We start from the raw sequence: 21,461 nt of genomic DNA, 5'->3' as shown, positions 1-21,461 counted from the left end.
TCAATAGAAAGTGTCGAAGTTGCCGCTCGGTGTCCCGTGGGGGTGGGTGTGATGGTCATGACGCGGCCCTTCGAGGTGGGGGTGGTGGTCCGGGATCTGGAGCTGATGGAGCGCTTCTACCGCGACGTCATCGGCTGTCGCGCCGAACACCGCTCACGCGTACCGGAGTCCGTCGGCGGCCCGGCGGGGCTCGGCGGCGAGCTGGTCGTCGTCTGGCTGCGGGTGCCCTCCGGGGGGTGCGTCAAGTTGGTCCTTCCCCGGTCGGAGCCGGTGGCGGCGCATGTGGCGCCCTGGTCGGCGGGGCGTCCGGGGCTGTCGTATCTCACCTTCCATCTCGATGACATGGACCCGGTGGTGGCGGCGCTGGCGGCCGCGGGTGCCCGGCCCTTGTCGGACCCGGTCGTCGTCCGGGCCGGGGGTCGGCGGATCAGCTTCTGGGCGGATCCGGAGGGCAATGCCGTGGAGTTGGTGGACGCGCGGGGCGGCAACCCGGCTCCGGGGCATAGTAATTAGAGACGCTGTTCAGTAAGGTGCCCCGTGCTGGTTACTGTAGACCAGTACAAGTAAGTCCGATTGCTTGGCAACCTCCCTCGGGCGAAGGGGCGGACGATGGCTCAACGAGCGTCAACGGCGTCGAAGAAATCCGCGCAGGTCAGCGTCCAGGTCATCAAGGACCTGCACGAGCGCATGGTGCGCATCCGGCTGTTCGAGACCGAGGCGGGAAGGCTCATGGAGGCAGGCAGACTGCCCGGCTTCCTCCACCTCTACGTCGGCCAGGAAGCCGTGGCCGCCGGCGTGATGGCGGCTCTGCGCGACGACGACCAGATCACCTCCACCCACCGCGGCCACGGGCACGCCGTGGCCAAGGGCGTCGGCTTCCGCGAGATGTACGCCGAGCTGTACGGCCGGGTCACCGGCGCCTGCCTGGGCCGCGGCGGAAGCATGCACATCAACGACCTCACCCGCGGCATGCTCGGCGCCAACGGCATCGTCGGGGCCGGCGTCCCGATCGCCGTGGGTGCCGCCTTCGCCGCCCGCTACAAGGGCGAGGACAGCGTCGCCGTGACCTTCTTCGGTGACGGCGCCACCAACATCGGCGCCTTCCACGAGGGCGCCAACATGGCCGCGATCCTCGGCCTGCCCGTGGTCTTCGTCTGCGAGAACAACGGCTATGCGGAGTTCACCCCGCAGTCCGGGCACATGCTGCTCACCGATGTCGCCGACCGGGCCGCCGCCTACGGCATGCCCAGCGTGATCGTCGACGGCATGGACGCGGTCGGCGTCCACCGCGCCGCCACCGAAGCCGTCGAACGGGCCCGGTCCGGCGCCGGCCCGATGATGATCGAGGCCAAGACCTACCGGTACTTCGACCATCAGGGCGTCAAGGGCCTGCGACACCCCTACCGCTCGGACGAGGAGGTCGCCGAGTGGAAGTCCCGCGACCCCATCGACCTGATCGAGGACCGGGCGGTCTCCGACGGCACCGCGACCCGCGCGGAGCTGGACGACGTATGGCGGCGCACGCGCGAGGCGATCGCGGAGGCCATCGCGTACGCCGAGGCGAGCCCGCTGCCCGCCCCCGCCGACCTGCTGCTCAACGTCTACTCGGGATGACCGCCATGACCGCCATGACCGCCATGACCACCAGCACCGAAGCGCCGGCCGCCACCGCGGCCGCCACCACGCGCGAACTCACCTACGTCAAGGCCTTCAACGAGGGTCTCGCGCAGGCCATGCGCGAGGACGAGAACGTCTTCGTCGCCGGCGAGGACGTGGCCGGATACGGCGGAGTGTTCCGCATGTTCGACAACCTCCTCGACGAGTTCGGCCCCCGCCGCATGATCGACACCCCGATCTCCGAGGCCGCTCTGGTCGGCCTCGGCGTGGGAGCCGCCGCCCGGGGTCTGCGCCCCGTCGTCGACCTGATGTTCATGGACTTCATCGGCGTCTGCCTCGACCAGATCGTCAACCAGGCGGCGAAGATGAAGTACATGTTCGGCGGCGCGCTGTCCGTGCCGCTCACCATCACCACCGCCTCCGGCGCGGGCCTCGGCGCCGCGGCACAGCACAGCCAGAGCCTGGAGGCCTGGCTGGCCCACGTGCCCGGCCTCAAGGTGGTGATGCCGTGCGACGCGTACACCGCCAAGGGCCTGACCGTCTCGGCCATCCGCGACGACAACCCGGTCGTCGTGATGCTCAACAAGGTCCTGCTCGGCAGCAGGAGCGAGGTGCCCGAGGAGATCTACGGCATCCCGCTGGGCCAGGCGCACACCGCGCGGCAGGGCTCCGACGTCACCGTGATAGCCCTCGGCCGCATGGTGGGGGAGGCCCTCGCGGCGGCCGACGAACTCGCCGCCGAGGGCGTGGAGATCGAGGTGATCGACCCCCGCACCGTGCAGCCGCTGGACACCGAGACGATGTTCGCCTCCGTCCGCCGCACGAACCGGGTGCTCGTGGTGCACGAGGCCGTGACCTTCGGCGGACTCGGAGCGGAGATCGCCGCCCAGATCCAGGACACCGTCTTCGACTACCTGGACGCGCCGGTGCTGCGCATCGGCGCCCCCTTCTCCCCGGTCCCCTTCTCACCCGTCCTGGAGAAGGCGTACGTGCCCGATCACGCCCGCATCGCCCAGGGCTGCCGGCGTCTCCTCGAAAGGTCGTGACCGACGTGGCGGTCGAGGTTCTGCTGCCGAAGATCGGCCTCACCATGCAGGAAGGCACGATCGACGAATGGCTGGTGCCCACCGGCACGGCCGTCGCGGAGGGTGACGCACTGCTGCGGCTGGCCACCGACAAGGTGGACGTGGACGTCGAGGCGGAGGCCGGAGGGCTGTTCCACCCGGCGGTCCCGGCGGGGGCCACGGTGCCGGCCGGGGCGCTCATCGGCTGGCTGCTGGCCGAGGGCGAGCAGCCACCGGGGGCGGCGCCCGCGCCGGCACCCGCCGGGTCCCGGGCGGGTGCGCAGACAACTGCCGGGCCTGGCCCGGGCGGTGGTGGTGCGAAGGTGGCTGCCGTGCCCGGCCCCGGCGGCGGTGCGGGTGCGCCGACACCCGCACCCGAGGCCGACGCCGGCGCGGCGCCTGCTCCGCACGGCACCGGCCGGCGGGTGCTGTCCTCCCCGAACGCCCGGCGGGTCGCCGCGGCCGCCGGCCTCGACCTCACCGCCGTACGCGGCACGGGGCCGGGCGGCCGGATCGTCTCCGAGGACGTGGAGGAGTTCCTCGCGACCCTCCCCGGCGACCCCGGCGACCCCGGCGACCCCGGCGACCCCGGCGACCCCGCCGCACCGGTCCGGCCGGACGGCACCCCTTCCTCGCCGCTGGTCCGCAAGCTGGCGAAGGAACGGGGCATCGACCTCTCCGGGATCAACGGCACCGGGCCGGGCGGCAGGATCCGCAGGGCCGATCTGGAGCGAGCCACTCCGGCGTCCGAACCCACCGTCGCCCGATCCCGCCAGGTCATTCCGCTCACCGGCATGCGCGGCACCATCGCCCGCCGGATGCACGCCAGCCTCCAGGAGATGGCGCAGCTGACGCACGGCTACGAGGTGCGGATGGACGCCGTGGTGTCCCTGCGGGACCGGCTCAAGGAGGAGTGGGCCGACGGCGAACTGCCCGTGCCCAGCGTCAACGACTTCCTGCTGAAGGCCGCCGCCCTGGCCCTGCGGGAGCATCCGCTGCTCAATGCGACGGTGCGGGACGACGGCATCCATCTGCTCGACGGCATCCACCTGGGCTTCGCCGTGGCCGTGCCGGGCGGCCTCATGGTCCCCGTCATCGAGAACGCCGTGACGCTGCCGCTGCCCGAGATCGCCCGCCGGTCGAGATCCCTGGCCCAGGCCGCGCGTGAGGGGCGGATCTCCCCCGCACAGCTGGAAGGGGCCACGTTCACCGTCACCTCGCTCGGCGGATACGGCGTCGACTTCTTCACCCCCGTGATCAACCCCGGCAATGTCGCGATCCTCGGGGTGGGCAGACTCAGGGACGGTGTCGAGTGGGTGGGCGACCGGCCGCTGCGGACACGGGTGCTCACGCTCAGCCTCACCTTCGACCACCGCGCCGTCGACGGGGCACCCGCCGCCGAGTACCTGCGCACGGTCGGCGAGGTGCTGGCCAAACCCCTCCGCCTGCTGGTGTGATCCGAGGCCTATGCGGTGGGGTCGGTGATCCGCTCGGCGAGATCGCCGACCTCGCGGACGAAGGAGCGGTGCCCCAGCGACCGGTAGACGTCGTCGCCCCGGACCTGCGAGATCGCCGCGGTCTCCAGGAGCGCCAGCAGGCCCAGGCCGACCACCGCCGCCTCGGCGTCGGAGACGTTTTCACGGGCCTTGCGGATCAACCGCACCAGCTCCTCCAGCAACCCCGTGCGGCTCTCCTGCCGCAGCGCCTCCGCGTCCTGGCTCATGCCGGCCGACGACACGAAGAACACGGTGGCGGCCGACCGGTGCTCGCCCATCCAGGCCAGCAGCGCGGTGATCGCCGCTCCAGTGTCCGATCCGGGCTCGTGGGCCTCCGTGACCGCCCGCAGCTGCTCGCGCAGTGCGGCGGCGAACGCCCGCATGGCCTCCGCCAGGATCTGGTCCTTGGAGGAGAAGTGGTAGTACACCGCTGCCGAGGTCATCTCCGCACGGGCGGCGATGTCGGCCACCGTCACCTCGTCCGGCGGCTGTGTGGCGAACAACTCCGTGGCCGCCTCGATCACCCACTGCTTGCGCGAGGGGCGGTGAGCGGCGCGGGTCCCGGAAGTCGTCATGTTCTCAAGTATGCCGGGCCCAAGGCCCCTCGGAAGCCAACGTGCAGCATGAGTTACGCGGGCATGCGGTCGGAGTTACTGGATATAGTGGTCAGTATCAGGGCCCCGACGCGGGCTCACGGCAGCGGGCAGGGAGCAGATGGCCACCACGAAGAACGGCAAGCAGCCCGCCCACCGGCCGTCTCGTCGGCAGCACATCATCACCGCCGCCGTGCGGGTGTTCGGGCGCAACGGATTCGCGGAGACCAGCATCCAGCACATCGCGGACGAGGCGCAGGTGGTGCCCACGGCCGTCTACTACCACTTCGACGGCAAGGAGGAGCTGCTCGAACTCGCCATGCGCCGGGTCTTCGACCAGCTGAACGCGGTCGTGGAGGCGGCGCGGCCGGAGTCCGAGCCGGGTGACGCGGAGGGCCTGGTCCGTGTCATCGACGCCGTGTGGGAGTGGGTGGAGCAGAACCCGGACGAGGCCCGGCTGTACCAGGTACAGGTCGCCTCCGCCAACGGCAACGTCAAGGTGCTGCGGGACGAGTTCGAGCAGCGGCACATCCAGCGTGGCTACGACTACCTGCCCGAGGGGACCACGCGCAGCCCCCGGGCGGCGAAGGCCCGGCACGCGGGACAGGCGCTCGCGGTCCGCACGCTGATCAGCACGACCATGCTCGTCACCGCGCTCCGGGCGGAGGGCGGACCGCTGTCCCAGCTGCCTTCCCGGTCCGTGCTGGAGGCGGTCAGGGCGCTGGCGCTGCGCATCGTCGCCGCGGAGAAGCCGGCCACGCCGTCGAAGTCGGCCGGGTCACCGGCCTGAGGCGGTTCACCGGGGCAGTTGCCTGCGGTCGGCGAACAGGCCGCCCGTCGTCCCGTCGCCCTCGGGAAGGGTCGCCGGCCAGACCGGCGTGTCCGCACCCTCCTCCGGCTCGCGCGGGGCGGCCGGGCCGCCCGTGCCGCTGCGGGTCCAGCCGGGGTCGGCGGCGTTGACCAGGACACCTGCGCCGGCCGGCTCGGCCGCGAGCAAACGCGTCAGGTCGTTGAGCGCCGTCTTGGAGATCCGGTAGGCGGGGTGGCGGCCGGAGTCCGTCAGCGCCTGGCACGCCTCCCCGGCCGCCTCCGGTTGCCGCGCCCCGACCACGACCCGCAGCCCCGCGCCGCGAGCTGTCGCCCGATCTCCAGGCCGATTCCACGTGCCCCGCCGGTCACCAGTGCGGTTCTGCCGCCTTGCCTCATCGCTCGCCCGCCGCCTCTCACACCGTCAGGACCGAGCACGCGCTGATCCCTGGCGCCCCGTACACATGGGTGAAGCCCACCCGGGGAGCGCCCGGCACCTGCACACCGGGCGCCCGGCCCTGCAACTGCCGTACGACCTCGTGGAACTGACGCAGACCGGAGGCGCCGACGGGCTCCCCGCCGGCCAGGCACCCGCCGTCGGTGTTGACCGGTATCCGGCCCGTGGGGTCGGTGGCCCCGGCGGCCAGCAGCTCTTCCTGCTCGCCGTGGCCGCACAGCCCGGTCTCCGCCAGGTGGATCAGCTCCGAGCCGCTGTCCGTGTCCTGCAACTGGGCGACCTGCACATCCGCGGGCCGCACCCCCGCCGCGCGGAAGGCCGCCTCCGCGGCGTCGACGCTGGGGCTGCGGTGCGGTCCCGGCGGCAGCCAGGGCGAGAACACCTCGAACGAACCGAACCGACGGGTCCGGAAGGCCGACGCCGCCAGCCTGACCGGTCGCTCGCACAGGTCGAACGCGCGGTCGCCGAGCGCCAGCACCAGTGCCGCCGCGCCCTGTCCGGGCGAACAGAACATGTACTGGGTGAGTGGGGGACTGACCTCGGCGGAGTCCAGGATCTCCTGCTCGGTCAACGGCTTGCGCCGCCAGGCCAGGGGGTGCTGCGAGCCGTTGCGGAAGGCGCGCGCGGCGACCCTCGCCAGCGCCCGCTCCGAGACCCCGTGCTCGTACAGGTACCGCTGGGTCTTCAGCGCGAAGAACTGGGTCGTGAGCATCATGCCGGTCTCGGCGTACCAGTCGCCCAGACCGTAGCGGGCCGCGGAGACGTGGAACGCGCCCCGCTCGTGCCTGTCGAACCCCACCGCAAGGCCCACGGAGGCCAGACCCGCGCGCAGCGCGTTGGCCACCGCGAGCACGGTCGAGGCACCGGTGGCGCAGCCGTTCTGCACGTTGACGAACGGCACTCCGGTCAGGCCCAGACGGCCCACCAGCGTGTCGGGCTTGCCGGACACGTCGGAGCCGCCGGCCGCGTAGCCGATGTCCTCCCAGGCGACACCGGCGTCGGCCAGTGCCTCGCGGACCGCGCGCTCGGCCATGTCCATCGCGCTGACGCTCTCGTCGCGGCCGAAGGGAGGCATCCCGCATCCGACCACGTACACGTCGTCGGGCCGGCTCATCGCTCCCCCTCCCGCTCCGGGCGGAACGCGAAGGTCACCACCTCGGTGCCGTCCTCGTCCCGGTACGAGGGCACCATGGTGAGACGGACCGGCAGACCGATCCGGATCTCCGCGCGGGACACCGCCAGCCGCGTCTCGACCAGCACCTCACCGAGATCCACATAGCCCACGAGGTACGGCCGGTGGCCACCGGCGGGTGGCCGGTACGGCGGTCTCGGCGGGAACGCCTGGAGCGTCCACGACCACACGCGCCCGCTCACCGGCAGCACCCGCGCGGACATCACCCCGCCCGAACACCGCGGGCACGAGTCCTGCAGGGGGAAGACGACGGTGGCGCACCCGGAGCAGCGTGCGCCCACGAGACGCGGTGGATCCCCGCCGTCGAACTCCCGGTTCTCCCGGTCCGGCCGCTTCGCCCGCTTCCCCCGGTTCTCGAACAGCGACTCGTCTATGAGCCTCGTGGTCATGTTCCGCCCTCCTTTCCATGTCACCAGCCCAGCAGCCCGGCCAGCCGTTCCCGATGGTGTGCGGCGCCGCCCAGCAGGACCGCGTCGGACTGGGCGCGCCGGAAGTACAGGTGCGCGTCGTGCTCCCAGGTGAAGCCCATCCCGCCGTGGAGCTGTACGCACTCCGCGGCGACGGAGACGAACGCCTCGCCGCACCACACCTGGGCCACTGCCGCCGCCTCGGCCAGCGTCTCCGGTGAGCCGTCCGCCCGCACCGCTCGCACCACGGCCGACCGCGCGGCCTCGACCTGCAGCAGCATGTCGGCGCAGGCGTGCTTGACCGCCTGGAAACCGCCGATCGCCCTGCCGAACTGGGTGCGGTCGCGCACATGGGCCACTGCCATGTCCAAGGCGGCCTGCGCGCCGCCCAGTTGCTCGGCGGCCAGAGCCACGAGGGCCACGTCCAGGGCGCGGCGGACGATGTCCGCCCCCTCGCCGCCGGCGGTCAGCGCCCGCGCCCGGGCACCACGGAAGGTGACCACCGCCTGGCCCCGGCTGAGATCCAGGGTGGGCACCCGGCGCACCGTGACCCCCGGCCCGCGCGGGTCGGCCAGGAAGAGGTCCACCCCGTCGGTCCCGGCCGCGGCCACCACCAGCGTCTCGGCGTCGGCGCCGTCGAGCACGAAGGGCGCGGTGCCGTCCAGAACCGGGACGCTGCCCTGCCAGGAGACGGCCACCGGCACGGCGTCGGCCCGCCACGTCCCGTCGGGCGCGGCCACCGCCAGGGCATGGACGGTTCCCCCGGCCAGCCCGGCCAGCGCCTTGTCGGCCGTACCGCAGCCGGCCAGCACCTGGCCGGCCAGCACGGTGGAGGACAGCAGCGGCACCGGAGCCAGGGTCCTGCCCAGTTCCTCGCAGACGACGGCGATCCCGGCGAGCCCGCCGACGCCTCCCGCCGACTCGGGCAGACCGAGGGCCGCGAGGCCGACCTGCCGGCCGAGGGCGTCCCACAACCGAGCGTCGATACCGGGAGCCTGCTCGGACAGCCGGCGTACCGCGGCGGTGCCGCCGGCGTCCGCGCACACCGACCGAACGGTCTCGCGCAGGTCCTCCAGCTCGGTGTCCGACAGGGCCGTGCCGTCGGTCACGGTGTCCGTCATCGTGTGCTCCCGCTCTCGTCGCGCCGCTGCCGCAGGGCGCTGTGCGCGGCCGCCATCCGGGCCACCGGGACGCGGTGTGCGGAACAGGAGACGTAGTCGAGACCGAGGTCGTCGCAGAAGGCGATCGACTCGGGATCCCCGCCGTGCTCACCGCACACACCCAGCTTGATGCCGGGCCGTACGCCCCTTGCCCGCTCGGCGGCGAGGCCGACCAGGGCACCCACCCCGTGGGGGTCGAGCCGGGCGAACGGGCTGGCGGTCAGGAACCCGCGATCCTGGTACGAGGCGAGCACCTGGCGCTCGACGTCGTCCCGGGAGAACCCGTAGGTGAGCTGAGTGAGGTCGTTGGTGCCGAAGGAGAAGAACTCGGCGTGCTCGGCGAGTTCGCCGGCCAGCAGCGCGGCTCGCGGAGTCTCGATCATCGTGCCGAGCCGGTACGGGACCTCCACCCCGGTGCGGGCGGCGACCGCGGCGGCGGCACCGCGTACGTACGCGGCCGCGGCGGCCAGCTCCTCCGGCAGGCTGACGAGCGGGATCATCACCTCCAGCTCCGGCCGGACCCCGGTGGCGGCGATCTCGGCCCAGGCGGTGAAGAGCGCCTCGGCCTGCGCCGGGTAGAGCCTCTCGTGCAGCATCGCCAGGCGTACCCCGCGCAGCCCGAGCATCGGGTTCGCCTCGCGCAGCGTGGCGGCCCGCTGCTCCTCGGCCGGGTCCACGGCCTGCCCGGGAGCGGGCAGGAACTCGTGCAGCGGGGCGTCCAGCAGGCGCACGGTCACCGGGCGGTTCCCGACCGCCGCCAGCAGCGCCCGGAAGTCCTCGTGCTGGGCGCGCTCCAGCGCCAGCAGCGCCTCGTCGCGGGCGGCCGGGTCGGCGGCCAGGAGCACCCGGCGGATCAGTGGCAGCCGTTCGCCGAGGAACTGGTGTTCCGTACGGCACAGGCCGACACCCTCCGCGCCCATGGCGAGGGCGGTCTCCACCTCGGCGGCCGTGTCGGCGTTGACCCGGACGCCCAGCCGGCGCATGCCGTCCGCCCACTTCAGCAGGGTGGACAGTTCGGCCGGCGGTCCGGTGACACCGAGGCTCAGCGTCCCCGCGTAGACGGCGCCGGTACGGCCGTCCAGCGAGACCGGGTCACCCTCGCGCACCACCCGCTCCCCGAAGCGGACCGTCCCCTCGGCCGGGTCGACGTGCATTCCCTCGGCACCGCACACCGCGGGCTTGCCGGCGCCCCGTGCCACCACGGCGGCATGCGAGGCGATACCGCCGCTGCCGGTCAGCACGGCGACCGAGGCCAGCATCCCGGGGACGTCCGCCGGGGTCGTCTCGGCAGCCACGAGCACGACCTGAGCACCGTCCGCGGCCAGTTCGAGGGCACGTTCACTGGACAGCACGACCGTTCCGCTCGCCGCCCCCGGCGATGCGGGCAGCCCTTTCACCAGGAGTTCCTCCGCGCCGGTCAACCGGAGCCGGGGGTGCAGCAGTTCCTGCACCTGCGCCGGAGTGATCCGCTGCACGGCCTCCGCACGGCCGAGCGCCCCGTCCCGGGCCAGGTCCGCGGCCAGGCACACCGACGCCCGAAGCGGCGGGCGGAGCTGCGCCGAGGCGGCGAGCAGGGAGATCTCGTCGTCGCGCACCTCGAATTCGACCGACACCGGCGCGCGCAGATGACGCTCCAGGGTGAGCAGGGAGTGCTCGAGCAGCGCGGTGCCGCCCGCGAGCCGGTCCAGCGGTTCACCGGAGTGTGGTGGCGGGGCGCTGCGGCGCACCCCCCGGAAGAAGGATCCCCGGGGGGAGAGTCGCCCGCTCTCGGGATCGCGGCTGACCGCCGTGCCGTAGCCCGAGTGGTCGGCCGGGCCGATGCGCAGGGCCTGCACATGCAGGGCGAGCGCCAGATCGGCGGGGAGGTGCTGGGTCCGGCGGGACCTTCTCGCCCGCGGCGAGTCCCACCGGGCGAGGAGGGCCCGGGCGGCCAGCGCGAGTTGCCGCGCCGGGTCGTCGGGGAAGGGCCGGGAGCCGTGCTCCGCCACCAGGGACAGCAGCAGCTCCGCCCGCGCCCGCGGCCCGGGCGTGTCCAGGAGGGCGTCGTCGAGAACCGTTCCGGGCACGTCGAGGGCGTACTCGGCGATCATCCGCACGGTGGCGGCCCACACCTCGTACAGCGCGTCCGCACGACCGATGACGGCGCACAGGTCGTCGGCACGGTCGGGGGCGATGCCGAGACAGGCCAGGTCGGGCGGCAGGCCGGCGATCTCGGTCGGCGCGCTCGCCGACAGGCGCAGCAGCAGCGGCCGGGCCGCGTCCCCGATCCGCCGTCCCGAGAGCTGTTCGACCAGCTCCACGGCGGCTTCGGCGGTGTCGGCCTCGCACAGCGACGTGGCGGCGCCGGCCGGCACGGTGAGCCCCGGCACGACCGGCAGGCCGAGGGCTACCAGCCGGTCCATCGCAGCGCCGTGCGCGCCGAGAGCATCGGCATCAAGGCCCCGGATCCGTCCCTGCCCGTAGGGCACCAGGATCCGGCCGGGGTTCCCGGCGGGTGCGAGGGACGCCTCGGACTGTCCGAGCGGGCCCGCCCCGCGGTCGGTGACGCTCAACCCCGGCTCCCCGTGACCAGTTCCTCTTCACGGGCCTCGTCCTCGGCCCGGCTGATCCCCAGCACGAGCAGCAACTCCTGGTGCAGCCGCATCCACACGGTGTGGTACGAGTCGCACAGTGGCGAGGCCAGCCACTCCACCGCGCCCTCGTCGAAGCGGTCGAGGGCGTCCTCCAGGGCGGTCAGATACCGTCCGCTGCCCGCGAGTACCCGGTCCAGCCGGCGCAGCACGGGCTGGATGGCCTCGTGCACGTCCTCCAGCGACTCCCGCACCCCGGCGTCGTAGACGTCGTCGGAGTGGTCGTTGGCGGTGCCGTCCGGGCGGCACTGCCATGCTGTGCACACGTCGCGGATCTTCCGGTTGACCGGCAGGAACGCCTCGTACGCCGCGGTGATCCGCTCCTCCTGCTCGGAGCCGGCGGGGACCCGCAGGACCTGCGCGGCGGCCGCCTTGGCCCGCTCGGTCGGCAGCACCACCGGCCCCTTCACCATCGCCAGCCCGGCGTCGACCAGCGGACGGTGCTCGGACTCCGGCCTACCGCGCCACATGCCACGCAGAACGAGGTCGACGACGGCTTCGGTGAGGGGTTCGTCGGACGCGTCCGGAAGGTCCACGGCAGCAGATTGCATCGCCATACCTTTTCCCTGGGTCTGTGGTGACCGGTACCTCGGTTCTGTGTTGCCCGGAGGTTACGCCCCGGCGCGCAGGTTAGTGAAGAGGGAATCAAGAAACACTTTCCGATTCCCTGGCTTCGGTGCGGCCGGTGCCCGCCGTCGGGCGGCCCCGCGCGGCGAGGAACGACGCCATGCGGTCCTGTGCCTCCCGGCCGTCCGCCAGGGCGGCGATCGACCCCGCCTCTTCGGCGAGGTGGCGGCGCAGCTCGTCGCCGGCGTCGGTCCGCAGCAGGCCCTTCGCGGCGCGCAGCGCGCCCGTGGCGCCGGCGGCCAGACCGGCCGCGGTCCGGTGTGCCGTGTCGTCCAGCTCCTGGTCGTCGACGGATCTGGAGACCAGGCCCCACTGTTCGGCGTCGTCGCCGGTGAGGACCCGATTGGTCAGGATCAGCTCCGCCGCCCTGCGGGGTCCGACCAGGCGTGGCAGGAACCAGGACGCCCCGCAGTCCGGCGTGAGCCCGATCGCCGTGTACGCCAGCCGGAACCGCGCGGACCGGGCCGCCAGGACGATGTCGCCCACGAGGGCGAGACCGATTCCGCCGCCCGCGACCGCGCCGCGCACCGCGGTGACCAACGGCACGGGCAGTTCGTGCAGGGTCAGCACCGCGGCGTGCGCCGCGCTCGCCACGGCATGCACGTAGGTGCCGGTCTCCTCGCCGCGACCGACGAATGCTCGCAGGTCACCGCCTACGCAGAAGGTGCCGCCCGCCGCTCGCAGCAGGACCGCGCCGCCCGGGTCCCCGGCCACCTCGCGGGCCGTGTCCCGCAGTGCCTCGGCCGTCCGCAGGTCCAGGGCGTTGCCCCGCCCCGGATCGTCCAGCCTCAGCTCGACGACTCCGTCGGGGTGGCGGACGATCCGGAACGGGCCGGTGCTCGCGGTCGGGCTCATGGGTGCTTCTCCCGTCGTCTTCCCGTCGGTCGGGTGCTTCCCGTCGCTGGGTGCTTCCCGGCAAGATACTGAAGACGCTATACAGTTTCTAGGACGCGACGGGAGCCGATGCCCGTACGCCCGTCGGCGGGAGGTCTCGTGCCCATCCAGTTCGATGTCGATCCGAATGTCGCCCAACTTGCCGAGTCCACCGCCGAGTTCGTGCACGACGTGGTCGTTCCGGCTGAGCGCGAGTGCGGCGGTTCCGTGCACGACGCCCCCGAGGCCCTGCGGGAGAGCCTGCAGAAGGCCGCCCGTGACGCGGGCGTGTTCGCTCCGCACGTACCGACGCGCTGGGGCGGACACGGGCTCGACCTGCGCGGGCAGGCGGTGGTGTTCGAAGCGGCGGGCTACTCGCTGCTGGGACCACTGGCGTTGAACTGCGCGGCCCCGGACGAGGGCAACATGCACCTGCTGGAGAAGGTGGCCACCGAAGAACAGAAGGAGGCGTATCTGCGTCCGCTCGCCGCGGGCGCGACACGGTCCTGCTTCGCCATGACCGAACCGGCTCCGGGAGCGGGTGCCGACCCCCGCTCCCTGCGGACCACCGCGACACGGGTTCCCGGCGGCTGGCGTCTCGACGGGCGCAAGTGGTTCATCACCGGTGCCCGGGGCGCCGGCTTCGCCATCGTGATGGCCCGGACCTCCGGCAGCCCCGGCGACCCGGGCGGCGCCACCATGTTCCTGGTCGACGCCGGCACCCCCGGCATGCGTCTCGTCCGGACCATCGAGACCCTGGACGAGTCGCTCTTCGCCGGGCACAGCGAGATCGTCCTCGACGGGTGCGTGGTGGGGGAGGAGCAGGTGCTGGGCGCGGTGGACCACGGTTTCGAAGGCGCCCAGGTCCGGCTCGGACCCGCCCGGACGACCCACTGCATGCGTTGGCTCGGAGCGGCCCGCCGCGCCCAGGACGTCGCGCTGGAGCGGGCGGGGAGCCGGATGGCGTTCGGCTCGGCGCTGGGAGACCTCGGCATGGTCCAGCAGATGCTGGCCGACTCCGAGATCGACATCGAGGCCAGCCGCGCCCTGATCCTGCGCACCGCCTGGGAGTTGGACACCGGCTCCGTCAACGCTTCGCAGCTCACCTCGGTGTCCAAGACCTTCGTGGCGGAGGCGGTGAACCGGGTGGTCGACCGGGCGGTGCAGATCTGCGGAGCCCTCGGCGTCTCGGCCGCAGACGCCCCGCTGGCCCGTCTGTTCAGGGAGGTGCGGCCGTTCCGGATCTACGACGGGCCGTCGGAGACGCACCGTTTCGCCATAGCGCGCCGCGCGGTGCGGCCCTACCGACGGCCGCGCATGGATGTCACCGACGGCTGATGACGGCGGCGAGGTCCGGACAATGATCCAGAACCGTTCCGCACCCGTCGCCGGCAGGTGATCGATCTCGGCGTTCCGGCGGGGGAGGGGAGGTCCAGAGCGGCTCCCAGTAGTCGGCGGTGGCAGTCGTGGTCGTCATGCGGCTCCTTCGCAAGGGGGCCGGACAGCCGAGGCCGTGGTCCCGGTGGGCATTGGTGGCGGAGGCTTCGTACGGAGCACAGCTGCAGAAGCAGGACGGGGATGCCTGGAGGAGTGCATCGGGCGCGAGGGCGGTGCACACGTCGAGCAGATGGGCGAAGCCGTACTCGGGCGGGCGGCGCGCGGAGCCGACCGGTCTCAGACTTGACAAGGGGGCCGAGACGGCGATCGAGAGGGCGGGTGGGTGATGGCGGAGGAACCGGGGGCCGCGTTGGCTCTGTTTCTGGAGCGCTCGCACACCGTCTCCCCGCTGCAGGTTGCGCAGCTGGTCGACGAGGTGGCCCAGCGGCTGGGGATGGTGTCGGCCGTCGTCTACCTGGCGGATGTGCAGGAGGACCAGCTGGTGCCCCTGCCCGGCCCCGACGACCAGGAGGGGACCGCTCTGTCGGTCGAGGGGACGGTGGCCGGGTGGGCGTACCGGACCATGTCGCTGCGGCTGTCGCGGCGGCAGCCGCTGGTGGTGTGGCTGCCTCTGGTCGACGGCATCGCACGGATCGGCGTACTGCGTGTCACCGCCGATGAGCTCACCCCCGCTCTGCTGGACGGTGCCAGGCAGCTGGCCGCGGTGGCGGCGCTGACCGTTGTCTCCAAGAGCGGGTTCAGTGACCTGTTCAGCCGCATCTCCCGCCAGCGCCCGATGACCACCGCGGCGGAGATGGTCTGGGCGTTCTTGCCGCCGCGCACCCTGGGCACCGACAGGGTCACCTCCAGTGCGGCGCTGGAGCCCGCCTACGAGGTCGGCGGGGACGCGTTCGACCACGGGCTGGACGACGGGCGTCTGCACCTGACCGTGGTCGACGCCATGGGCCACGACCTGGCCGCGGGACTGGCCTCCGCCGTCGCTCTGGCCGGCTGCCGGTCCACCCGCCGCGCAGGCGGCACCCTGAGTGACATCGCCGACCGGATCGACGCAGACCTGCACCGATGGCGGCCCGGTGGCCTGCTGACCGGCGTCTTCGCACACCTGGACCTCGATACCGGGAGGCTGGCCTGGATCAACGCCGGTCACCCGCCGCCGCTCCTGATCCGCGCCCGGCACGTCGTGCCCGGAGCGCTGGAGGCCCACGGCGAGCTGCCGCTCGGCCTGGGCCCGGGCTATCAGCCCTCGCGGACCGTGCGCCAGGCCCAGCTGGCGCCCGGCGACCGCGTCCTGATCCACACCGATGGCGTCACCGAGGCGCGATCCGCCGACGGCCGGCCTTTCGGCGAGGATCAGCTCGTCGACTTCGTCACCCGTGCGCTCGCCGCGGGCGAACCCGCTCCCGAAGCCCTGCGCCGCCTGATCCACGCCATCCTCGACCACCACCACGGCCGGCTGCAGGACGATGCCACCATCGTCCTGGCCGAATGGCACCCGGGCGGCGACACCAGTCCGCAGGAGCACACCGGTGCGGGGCTGCGAAGCAGCCACTGACGACGGGGCCGGCTGATCTTCACGGCCGCCGGGTCCGGTCTTGACGGGGCAGCCGCGCGGAGCTCAGCGATGGGTGGAGGGACACCCCGCAACCTCGCCCGCGCTGAGGATGTGTCTCGCGGCCTCGCGCTCACCCGACTCACGCCGCGGTGGCGTGGTCGTCGGTGCTCAGGACGCTCCGCAGTCGCTGGTAGCGGTCGAGGTCTTCCCAGGTGTCGTGGTCGGGCAGGCCGGGGTTGCGGCGTCCGAGGCCGGGACTTCGCCGCCCTGCGCGCCCGGGGCCCGGTGCTCGTGGTGACGGCCTTCTCCCACGACGCCCCGTATACCCGCCTGGCCGTGTCCACCGCCGACCCGGAGGGTGACGCGGCCTGGCTGCGGCAGGTCACCGCTCAGAACGGCCCGAAAAGTTGAGCCGATGGTTGGCAATTTTCCGGCGTGGTGCTATATCAGAAGTAGCAGAGCGAATTGGACACAGGAACGATGTGAAGGAGGGATGACAGATGCTGATGCGTACGGATCCCTTCCGCGAGCTTGACCGGCTCGTCGAGCGGGTCTGGGGTACGGCCGCGCACCCGGCGGGCATGCCGCTGGACGCCTGGCGTGAGGGTGACACGTTCTTCGTGGAGCTGGACCTGCCGGGCGTGGACGCGGAGTCGATCGATCTCGATGTCGAGCGCAACGTCCTGACGGTGAGGGCCGAACGCAAGCCGGCGTACGGCGAGAACACCGAAACGGTGGTCACCGAGCGGCCCGCAGGGACGTTCAGCCGGCAGCTGTTCCTCGGCGAGACCCTCGACGCCGACAAGATCGAAGCCGTCTACGAGGCCGGTGTGCTGAGCCTGCGGATCCCGGTCGCCGAGCAGGCCAAGCCCCGCAAGATCGCCATCAGCGGCGGCAGCGACCGCAAGGAACTGGGCAGCTGACGCCACCGCAACTCCCCTCTTCAAGGGCCTCGGGCACCAGTCCGGGGCCCTGACGCCGTCCCTGGCTCCCACGGGCACGGCACGTGCCGGCCCCGGAAGACCGGGGGAGGCAGTCATGGCTCACTTGCCGGCCACCTGCCTGCGGCGCTGGGAGCGCATCAGGACGGGGCCGGGCCCTCGGAATTCCCGCCGTCCGCGTCGAACACCTTGGTGAAGGTGGCCCCGCACCGGCAGCGGGAGTGCTCGATCAGTTCCCCCTCGGCCGACACGCTCAGCCCCTGGCTGAGCCGCACGTGCACATGATCACCCATGAGGAGCTGCCCTCCTTGACCTCGTCTGGTCCGGTCATCGTGGAGGTCGACCGCGTGGACCGGCAATGCCGCAGCTCACACGGGAGCGCCGATCGTGCCGCCCTTCGGGCCGCCGAAGGGCCCAGGAGGTCGCCGTACGAGGTCCCTGCCACCAACAGTGCGCGCCCGCCGTCACGGGACAGGTGCGCACTGTCCGGATCACCTGGACGGCTTCGTGGACGGCTGGGCTGCTCGTGCGCCGGGTTGCGGCTGCGGGTGGCCGGTGGCGTGCAGCATCGGTGCGGTGTGCCGCTCGGGGCGATGGCCGCCCGCGGCCGGGACGCGGCTGCGGGGCGCCTCGGCGCCACCGGGCAGCGGCACGGGCCGGCGCGCCACCAGGCGTCCGACCCGGCGGCGGCCGCAGTGCTCGCAGGGCGGTGCGCCCTGCGGCGTGTACGGGGAGACGACGGCGGTGTTGTCGCGATAGAAGACCTCCCACTCGGCGTCGAGAGCGTCTCGGTAGCGCTGGACGTCGTAGTCGACGCTCCAGCGGTTCCGGCACGAGCCGCAGGTGAACTCCACACGTTCGACCGCGAGTTCGGTGATCACTGCACTGCACCTCCCATCCGGTGTGCGGGAACGGTCCGGGGTGCCCACAGAGCCGCGTCGAGAGAGGGATACACGGGAAGGTCGGAAGCAGCGCCGCCGCCGCGCAGCAGCCGCTCCGTCCGCCTGTGCGGGCATACCAGGCGTAGCTCCCCCTGGTCCTGGTCCAGCAGCGTCCGCACGGACATCAGAGCGTCGAGGCCGTCGGCCTCGGTATGGGCCAGGTACCCCGCTGTCCGCTTCCCGGTGCCTGCCCGAGCCCCCCGGCGAACCACGGGCCCTGATCTCTGTTTCCACTCCTTCGCCCACTGCACCGCTCAGCGTTCCGCAGTCCCGGAGTGCAGCGGACCCCACCTCCCCCATACCTCGCCCAGACTTGACAATGCAAGACTCAAGTTTTATCCCATAAAGGTAGGCAAGAGAGTAGGGAAAAGCGGCTCAGCATGGACAAGGAGGTGGCCGGAGGTGCAGGCGCCGGAGCCAGAATCGGACCTGTACGCGCTGCTGGGGGTGCAGCCCTCGGCGTCGGCCGCGGCGATCACCTCGGCCTTCCGCGCGCGGGTATGGGAACTGCGCCCCGACACCCGAGTGGACGCGGACACCACCGCACGGTTCGGCCAGGTTCGGGCGGCGTACGAGACGCTGCGCGATCCCCTCCTGCGGGCGGCCTACGACCAGCGCCTGGAGCGCATGCTGCCGTCGCCCGATCGAGGTGCTGCCCCTACCGTGCCGGCGCGGCCCGTACGGCGGTACGCGGTGGTGCTCGGGGACGTGCGTCCCGAGCCGCCGCTCCGTGCGGGGCCGGTCCGGTGGATTCCCGGCCGGTGAGACGAAGAACGAGGTGAGGACGAGGAGGAGAGCTCAGATGGCACGTGCGGTTGGTATCGACCTGGGTACGACGAACTCGGTGGTCTCGGTCCTGGAGGGCGGCGAGCCCACCGTGATCACCAACACCGAGGGCGCGCGGACGACCCCGTCGGTGGTGGCCTTCGCCAAGAGCGCTGAGGTGCTGGTCGGTGAGGTGGCCAAGCGGCAGGCCGTGACGAACGTGGAGCGCACCGCGCGCTCGGTCAAGCGGCACATGGGCGACCACGCCTGGCGGTTCCCCGAGCACGGAGACATCGACGGCAAGCGGTACACCGCGCAGGAGATCTCCGCGCGCGTGCTGCAGAAGCTGAAGCGGGACGCGGAGGCGTACCTGGGCGAGGACGTCACCGACGCCGTCGTCACCGTGCCGGCGTACTTCGACGACGCCCAGCGGCAGGCCACCAAGGAGGCCGGGGAGATCGCGGGCCTGAACGTCCTGCGGATCATCAACGAGCCGACGGCGGCGGCGCTGGCGTACGGCCTGGACAAGGAGAACGACCAGACGGTCCTCGTCTTCGACCTGGGCGGCGGCACCTTCGACGTGTCGCTGCTGGAGATGGGTGAGGGCGTCATCGAGGTCAAGGCCACCAATGGTGACACCCGTCTGGGCGGTGACGACTGGGATCAGCGGATCGTCGACCACCTGGTCACGCAGTTCAAGAACCACTACGGCGTGGACCTGTCCAAGGACAAGATGGCCGTGCAGCGGCTGCGGGAGGCGGCGGAGAAGGCGAAGGTCGAGCTGTCGTCGTCCACCGAGACGACCATCAACCTGCCCTACATCACGGCCTCCTCGGAGGGCCCGCTGCACCTGGACGAGAAGCTGACCCGCGCCCAGTTCCAGCAGCTGACCGCCGATCTGCTGGAGCGATGCAAGGCGCCGTTCCACAACGCGATCAAGGACGCCGGGATCCAGGTGTCCGACATCGACCACGTGGTCCTGGTGGGCGGCTCGACCCGGATGCCGGCCGTCACCGAGCTGGTGAAGGAACTGACCGGCAAGGACCCCCACAAGGGCGTCAACCCCGACGAGGTCGTCGCCGTCGGCGCCTCCCTGCAGGCCGGTGTCCTCAAGGGTGAGGTCAAGGACGTCCTGCTGCTCGACGTCACCCCGCTGTCCCTGGGCATCGAGACCAAGGGCGGCATCATGACCAAGCTGATCGAGCGCAACACCACCATCCCGACGAAGCGCTCGGAGATCTTCACCACCGCCGAGGACAACCAGCCCTCGGTGACCGTGCAGGTCTACCAGGGCGAACGGGAGATCGCCGCCTACAACAAGAAGCTCGGCATGTTCGAGCTGACCGGCATCGCCCCCGCTCCGCGCGGCGTGCCGCAGATCGAGGTCACCTTCGACATCGACGCCAACGGAATCATGCACGTCTCCGCCAAGGACCTGGGCACCGGCAAGGAGCAGAAGATGACCGTCACCGGTGGCTCCGCGCTGCCCAAGGACGACATCGACCGCATGGTCCGGGAAGCGGAGCAGCACGCCGAGGAAGACCGCAAGCGGCGTGAGGGGGCGGAGACCCGCAACCAGGGTGAACAGCTCGTCTACGCCACCGAGAAGCTCCTGAAGGACAACCCCGACAAGATCCCGGCGGACGCGAAGAGCGAGACCGAGTCGGCGCTGGCCGACCTGAAGGAGAAGCTGCGGGGCGAGGACACCGCCGCGATCCGGCAGGCCATCGACCGCACCGCCCAGGCCGCGCAGAAGATCGGCACCGCCATGTATCAGCAGTCCCGGGCCGAGCAGCCGACCGGAGCCTCCGCGGGTGGCAGGAGCGGTGATCCGGCCGAGGACGACGTGGTGGACGCCGAGATCGTTGATGACGACAAGCCGGAGGCTGGCTGACGATGACCAGGAGCGGCCCGCACAGCACCGAGCTGGACCAGCTGCGGCGCCTGGTCCAGGAGCGGACCGCCGACCTGCAGCGGGTCAAGGCAGAGTACGACAACTACCGCAAGCGGGTGCGGCGGGACCGCCTGGCCGTGCGCGAGATCGCCGCAGCCAACGTGCTCAGGGCGCTGCTGCCGGTGCTGGACGCCGTCGACCGGGCGTGCGCCAACGAACCGCTCACGCCCGGTCTGAAGGACATCGCCGACAGCCTCGAGGAGCAGCTCGGCTCGCTGGGCGTCACCTCGTTCGGTGAGGTGGGCGATCCGTTCGATCCCGCCTGCCACGACGCCCTCACCCACCACGTCTGCGCCGCCGCGGACCGCCTGGTGTGCTCGGCGGTCCTGCGTCCCGGCTACCGGCTGGGCGAGAACCTGCTGCGCCCGGCGACTGTGGAGGTCACCGGGCCGGCCCCGCCCGTGAGGAGCGCACCGGCGCCGGAGTGCGGCGGACGGGGGCCATCCGCACGCCCAGACGAGCCGCCGTTGCCTGTCATGCGGAACTGACAGGCTTGCCCCCCCCATCTGGGTACCGGGGAAGAGGGCATCGCCTTCGACATCCTCGCTCGCGTACGCGAGCTCGGCGAATACGCCAGCCAGGACGAAGCCGCGAAGGTCACCAACGCGGTGCTGAGCGTGCTCGCCCAGCGCATCAGCCCGGGTGAGGTCGACGACCTTGCCTCCCCAGCTGCCCGCTCCGCTCGGACAGGCACTGGCCCAGGCCAAGCAGGCGCAGGCGGAGAGTTTCGGCATCGAGGAGTTCTACCGCCGAGTCGCCGAGCGCACCGGCGCCCGGCCGCGCACCGCGGAGTGGGACGCCAGCGCGGTCCTGACCACCCTGGGCGGCGCCGTCTCCGGCGGAGAGCTGAACCAGATCATCAGCCAGCTCCCCTCCACGCCACTCGCCCGCACCCTCGTCGTGCCGGTCGCCCTGGACCGGTTGCGGGCATGTCATCGGTGGGGGCCGGGTCGTGGTGGGTTTCCGCTCGCCGGTTGGTGTGTGGGT

Annotated in this window: 22 protein-coding genes and 1 pseudogene; 12 read left to right on the top strand and 11 right to left on the bottom strand. The window is 72.2% G+C overall.

Annotated features, from left to right (window positions below; all coding sequences use genetic code 11):
• Positions 1-57: 57 nt before the first annotated feature.
• From ACFY0P_RS21905 to ACFY0P_RS21890, 4 genes are all read left to right on the top strand, one after another.
• Positions 58-513: a VOC family protein gene (locus ACFY0P_RS21905; RefSeq protein WP_388915484.1), complete on the top strand. Its 456-nt coding sequence runs from the start codon at positions 58-60 to the stop codon at positions 511-513.
• A gap of 96 nt (positions 514-609) precedes the next feature.
• Positions 610-1,614, top strand: a complete 1,005-nt coding sequence (locus tag ACFY0P_RS21900) for a thiamine pyrophosphate-dependent dehydrogenase E1 component subunit alpha (RefSeq protein WP_388915482.1) — start codon at positions 610-612, stop codon at positions 1,612-1,614.
• A 5-nt stretch (positions 1,615-1,619) separates the two neighbouring features.
• On the top strand, positions 1,620-2,663 hold the full coding sequence (locus ACFY0P_RS21895; protein ID WP_388915479.1) for an alpha-ketoacid dehydrogenase subunit beta: 1,044 nt from the start codon (positions 1,620-1,622) through the stop codon (positions 2,661-2,663).
• 5 nt (positions 2,664-2,668) lie between these two features.
• Positions 2,669-4,138, top strand: a complete 1,470-nt coding sequence (locus tag ACFY0P_RS21890; RefSeq protein WP_388915476.1) for a 2-oxo acid dehydrogenase subunit E2 — start codon at positions 2,669-2,671, stop codon at positions 4,136-4,138.
• Between the two features lie 8 nt (positions 4,139-4,146).
• Here the strand turns inward: ACFY0P_RS21890 and ACFY0P_RS21885 are convergent, their stop codons facing one another.
• Entirely contained in the window at positions 4,147-4,752 is a 606-nt protein-coding gene (locus ACFY0P_RS21885) for a TetR/AcrR family transcriptional regulator (protein ID WP_388915473.1), read from the bottom strand.
• Positions 4,753-4,891: 139 nt separating this feature from the next.
• Here ACFY0P_RS21885 and ACFY0P_RS21880 point away from each other — a divergent pair, with 139 nt between their 5' ends.
• Positions 4,892-5,560, top strand: coding sequence for a TetR/AcrR family transcriptional regulator (locus ACFY0P_RS21880; protein ID WP_388915471.1), 669 nt, complete (start codon positions 4,892-4,894; stop codon positions 5,558-5,560).
• 6 nt (positions 5,561-5,566) lie between these two features.
• On the opposite strand, the gene ACFY0P_RS21875 is transcribed toward ACFY0P_RS21880, so the two are convergent.
• The 7 genes from ACFY0P_RS21875 to ACFY0P_RS21845 form a co-directional block, all read right to left on the bottom strand.
• Positions 5,567-5,881: a hypothetical protein gene (locus ACFY0P_RS21875; protein ID WP_388915468.1), complete on the bottom strand. Its 315-nt coding sequence runs from the start codon at positions 5,879-5,881 to the stop codon at positions 5,567-5,569.
• 112 nt (positions 5,882-5,993) lie between these two features.
• Positions 5,994-7,148, bottom strand: a complete 1,155-nt coding sequence (locus ACFY0P_RS21870) for a thiolase family protein (protein ID WP_388915465.1) — start codon at positions 7,146-7,148, stop codon at positions 5,994-5,996.
• Positions 7,145-7,615 carry a Zn-ribbon domain-containing OB-fold protein gene (locus tag ACFY0P_RS21865; protein WP_388915462.1) on the bottom strand — a complete coding sequence of 157 codons (471 nt, stop codon included), beginning with the start codon at positions 7,613-7,615 and terminating at the stop codon, positions 7,145-7,147. Before ACFY0P_RS21865 ends, ACFY0P_RS21870 begins: the two co-directional genes overlap by 4 nt.
• Before the next feature lie 20 nt (positions 7,616-7,635).
• Positions 7,636-8,754: an acyl-CoA dehydrogenase family protein gene (locus tag ACFY0P_RS21860; protein WP_388915459.1), complete on the bottom strand. Its 1,119-nt coding sequence runs from the start codon at positions 8,752-8,754 to the stop codon at positions 7,636-7,638.
• Positions 8,751-11,345 carry a putative PEP-binding protein gene (locus tag ACFY0P_RS21855; RefSeq protein WP_388915456.1) on the bottom strand — a complete coding sequence of 865 codons (2,595 nt, stop codon included), beginning with the start codon at positions 11,343-11,345 and terminating at the stop codon, positions 8,751-8,753. The genes ACFY0P_RS21860 and ACFY0P_RS21855 overlap by 4 nt, the downstream gene beginning before the upstream one ends.
• Positions 11,342-11,980: a hypothetical protein gene (locus ACFY0P_RS21850; RefSeq protein WP_388915453.1), complete on the bottom strand. Its 639-nt coding sequence runs from the start codon at positions 11,978-11,980 to the stop codon at positions 11,342-11,344. Before ACFY0P_RS21850 ends, ACFY0P_RS21855 begins: the two co-directional genes overlap by 4 nt.
• A gap of 88 nt (positions 11,981-12,068) precedes the next feature.
• Positions 12,069-12,905, bottom strand: a complete 837-nt coding sequence (locus ACFY0P_RS21845) for an enoyl-CoA hydratase/isomerase family protein (RefSeq protein ID WP_388915450.1) — start codon at positions 12,903-12,905, stop codon at positions 12,069-12,071.
• A 138-nt stretch (positions 12,906-13,043) separates the two neighbouring features.
• On the opposite strand from ACFY0P_RS21845, the gene ACFY0P_RS21840 reads away from it, so the two are divergent.
• From ACFY0P_RS21840 to ACFY0P_RS21830, 3 genes are all read left to right on the top strand, one after another.
• Positions 13,044-14,261 carry an acyl-CoA dehydrogenase family protein gene (locus ACFY0P_RS21840; RefSeq protein WP_388915448.1) on the top strand — a complete coding sequence of 406 codons (1,218 nt, stop codon included), beginning with the start codon at positions 13,044-13,046 and terminating at the stop codon, positions 14,259-14,261.
• A 409-nt stretch (positions 14,262-14,670) separates the two neighbouring features.
• Positions 14,671-15,873: a PP2C family protein-serine/threonine phosphatase gene (locus ACFY0P_RS21835; RefSeq protein ID WP_388915445.1), complete on the top strand. Its 1,203-nt coding sequence runs from the start codon at positions 14,671-14,673 to the stop codon at positions 15,871-15,873.
• Between the two features lie 500 nt (positions 15,874-16,373).
• Positions 16,374-16,796: an Hsp20/alpha crystallin family protein gene (locus ACFY0P_RS21830; RefSeq protein WP_388915442.1), complete on the top strand. Its 423-nt coding sequence runs from the start codon at positions 16,374-16,376 to the stop codon at positions 16,794-16,796.
• A 158-nt stretch (positions 16,797-16,954) separates the two neighbouring features.
• Here ACFY0P_RS21830 and ACFY0P_RS21825 read toward each other — a convergent pair whose 3' ends face one another.
• The 3 genes from ACFY0P_RS21825 to ACFY0P_RS21815 all read right to left on the bottom strand — a co-directional run bounded on the left by ACFY0P_RS21825 (position 16,955) and on the right by ACFY0P_RS21815 (position 17,967).
• Positions 16,955-17,107: a hypothetical protein gene (locus tag ACFY0P_RS21825; RefSeq protein ID WP_388915439.1), complete on the bottom strand. Its 153-nt coding sequence runs from the start codon at positions 17,105-17,107 to the stop codon at positions 16,955-16,957.
• A gap of 198 nt (positions 17,108-17,305) precedes the next feature.
• Positions 17,306-17,695, bottom strand: a complete 390-nt coding sequence (locus ACFY0P_RS21820) for a hypothetical protein (RefSeq protein WP_388915436.1) — start codon at positions 17,693-17,695, stop codon at positions 17,306-17,308.
• A complete protein-coding gene (locus tag ACFY0P_RS21815) occupies positions 17,692-17,967 on the bottom strand; it encodes an STAS domain-containing protein (RefSeq protein ID WP_388915433.1) in 276 nt (91 codons plus the stop codon). Before ACFY0P_RS21815 ends, ACFY0P_RS21820 begins: the two co-directional genes overlap by 4 nt.
• 190 nt (positions 17,968-18,157) lie before the next feature.
• Here ACFY0P_RS21815 and ACFY0P_RS21810 point away from each other — a divergent pair, with 190 nt between their 5' ends.
• The 4 genes and pseudogenes from ACFY0P_RS21810 to ACFY0P_RS21795 all read left to right on the top strand — a co-directional run.
• Complete coding sequence (locus tag ACFY0P_RS21810; protein ID WP_388915430.1) at positions 18,158-18,520, top strand: DnaJ domain-containing protein; 363 nt, start codon at positions 18,158-18,160, stop codon at positions 18,518-18,520.
• Positions 18,521-18,557: 37 nt separating this feature from the next.
• Entirely contained in the window at positions 18,558-20,414 is a 1,857-nt protein-coding gene (gene dnaK, locus ACFY0P_RS21805) for a molecular chaperone DnaK (RefSeq protein WP_388915427.1), read from the top strand.
• Positions 20,415-20,416: 2 nt separating this feature from the next.
• On the top strand, positions 20,417-20,962 hold the full coding sequence (gene grpE / locus ACFY0P_RS21800; RefSeq protein WP_388915424.1) for a nucleotide exchange factor GrpE: 546 nt from the start codon (positions 20,417-20,419) through the stop codon (positions 20,960-20,962).
• A gap of 39 nt (positions 20,963-21,001) precedes the next feature.
• A pseudogene (locus ACFY0P_RS21795) lies at positions 21,002-21,353 on the top strand (DUF2267 domain-containing protein); the annotation flags it as partial.
• Between the last annotated feature and the right edge of the window lie 108 nt (positions 21,354-21,461).

It is taken from the genome of Streptomyces sp. NPDC001714 (genome assembly GCF_042892755.1).
Classification (GTDB): Bacteria; Actinomycetota; Actinomycetes; order Streptomycetales; family Streptomycetaceae; genus Streptomyces.
Note: the sequence above shows the minus strand (reverse complement) of the source record. Positions and strands in the feature narration are given on the sequence as shown.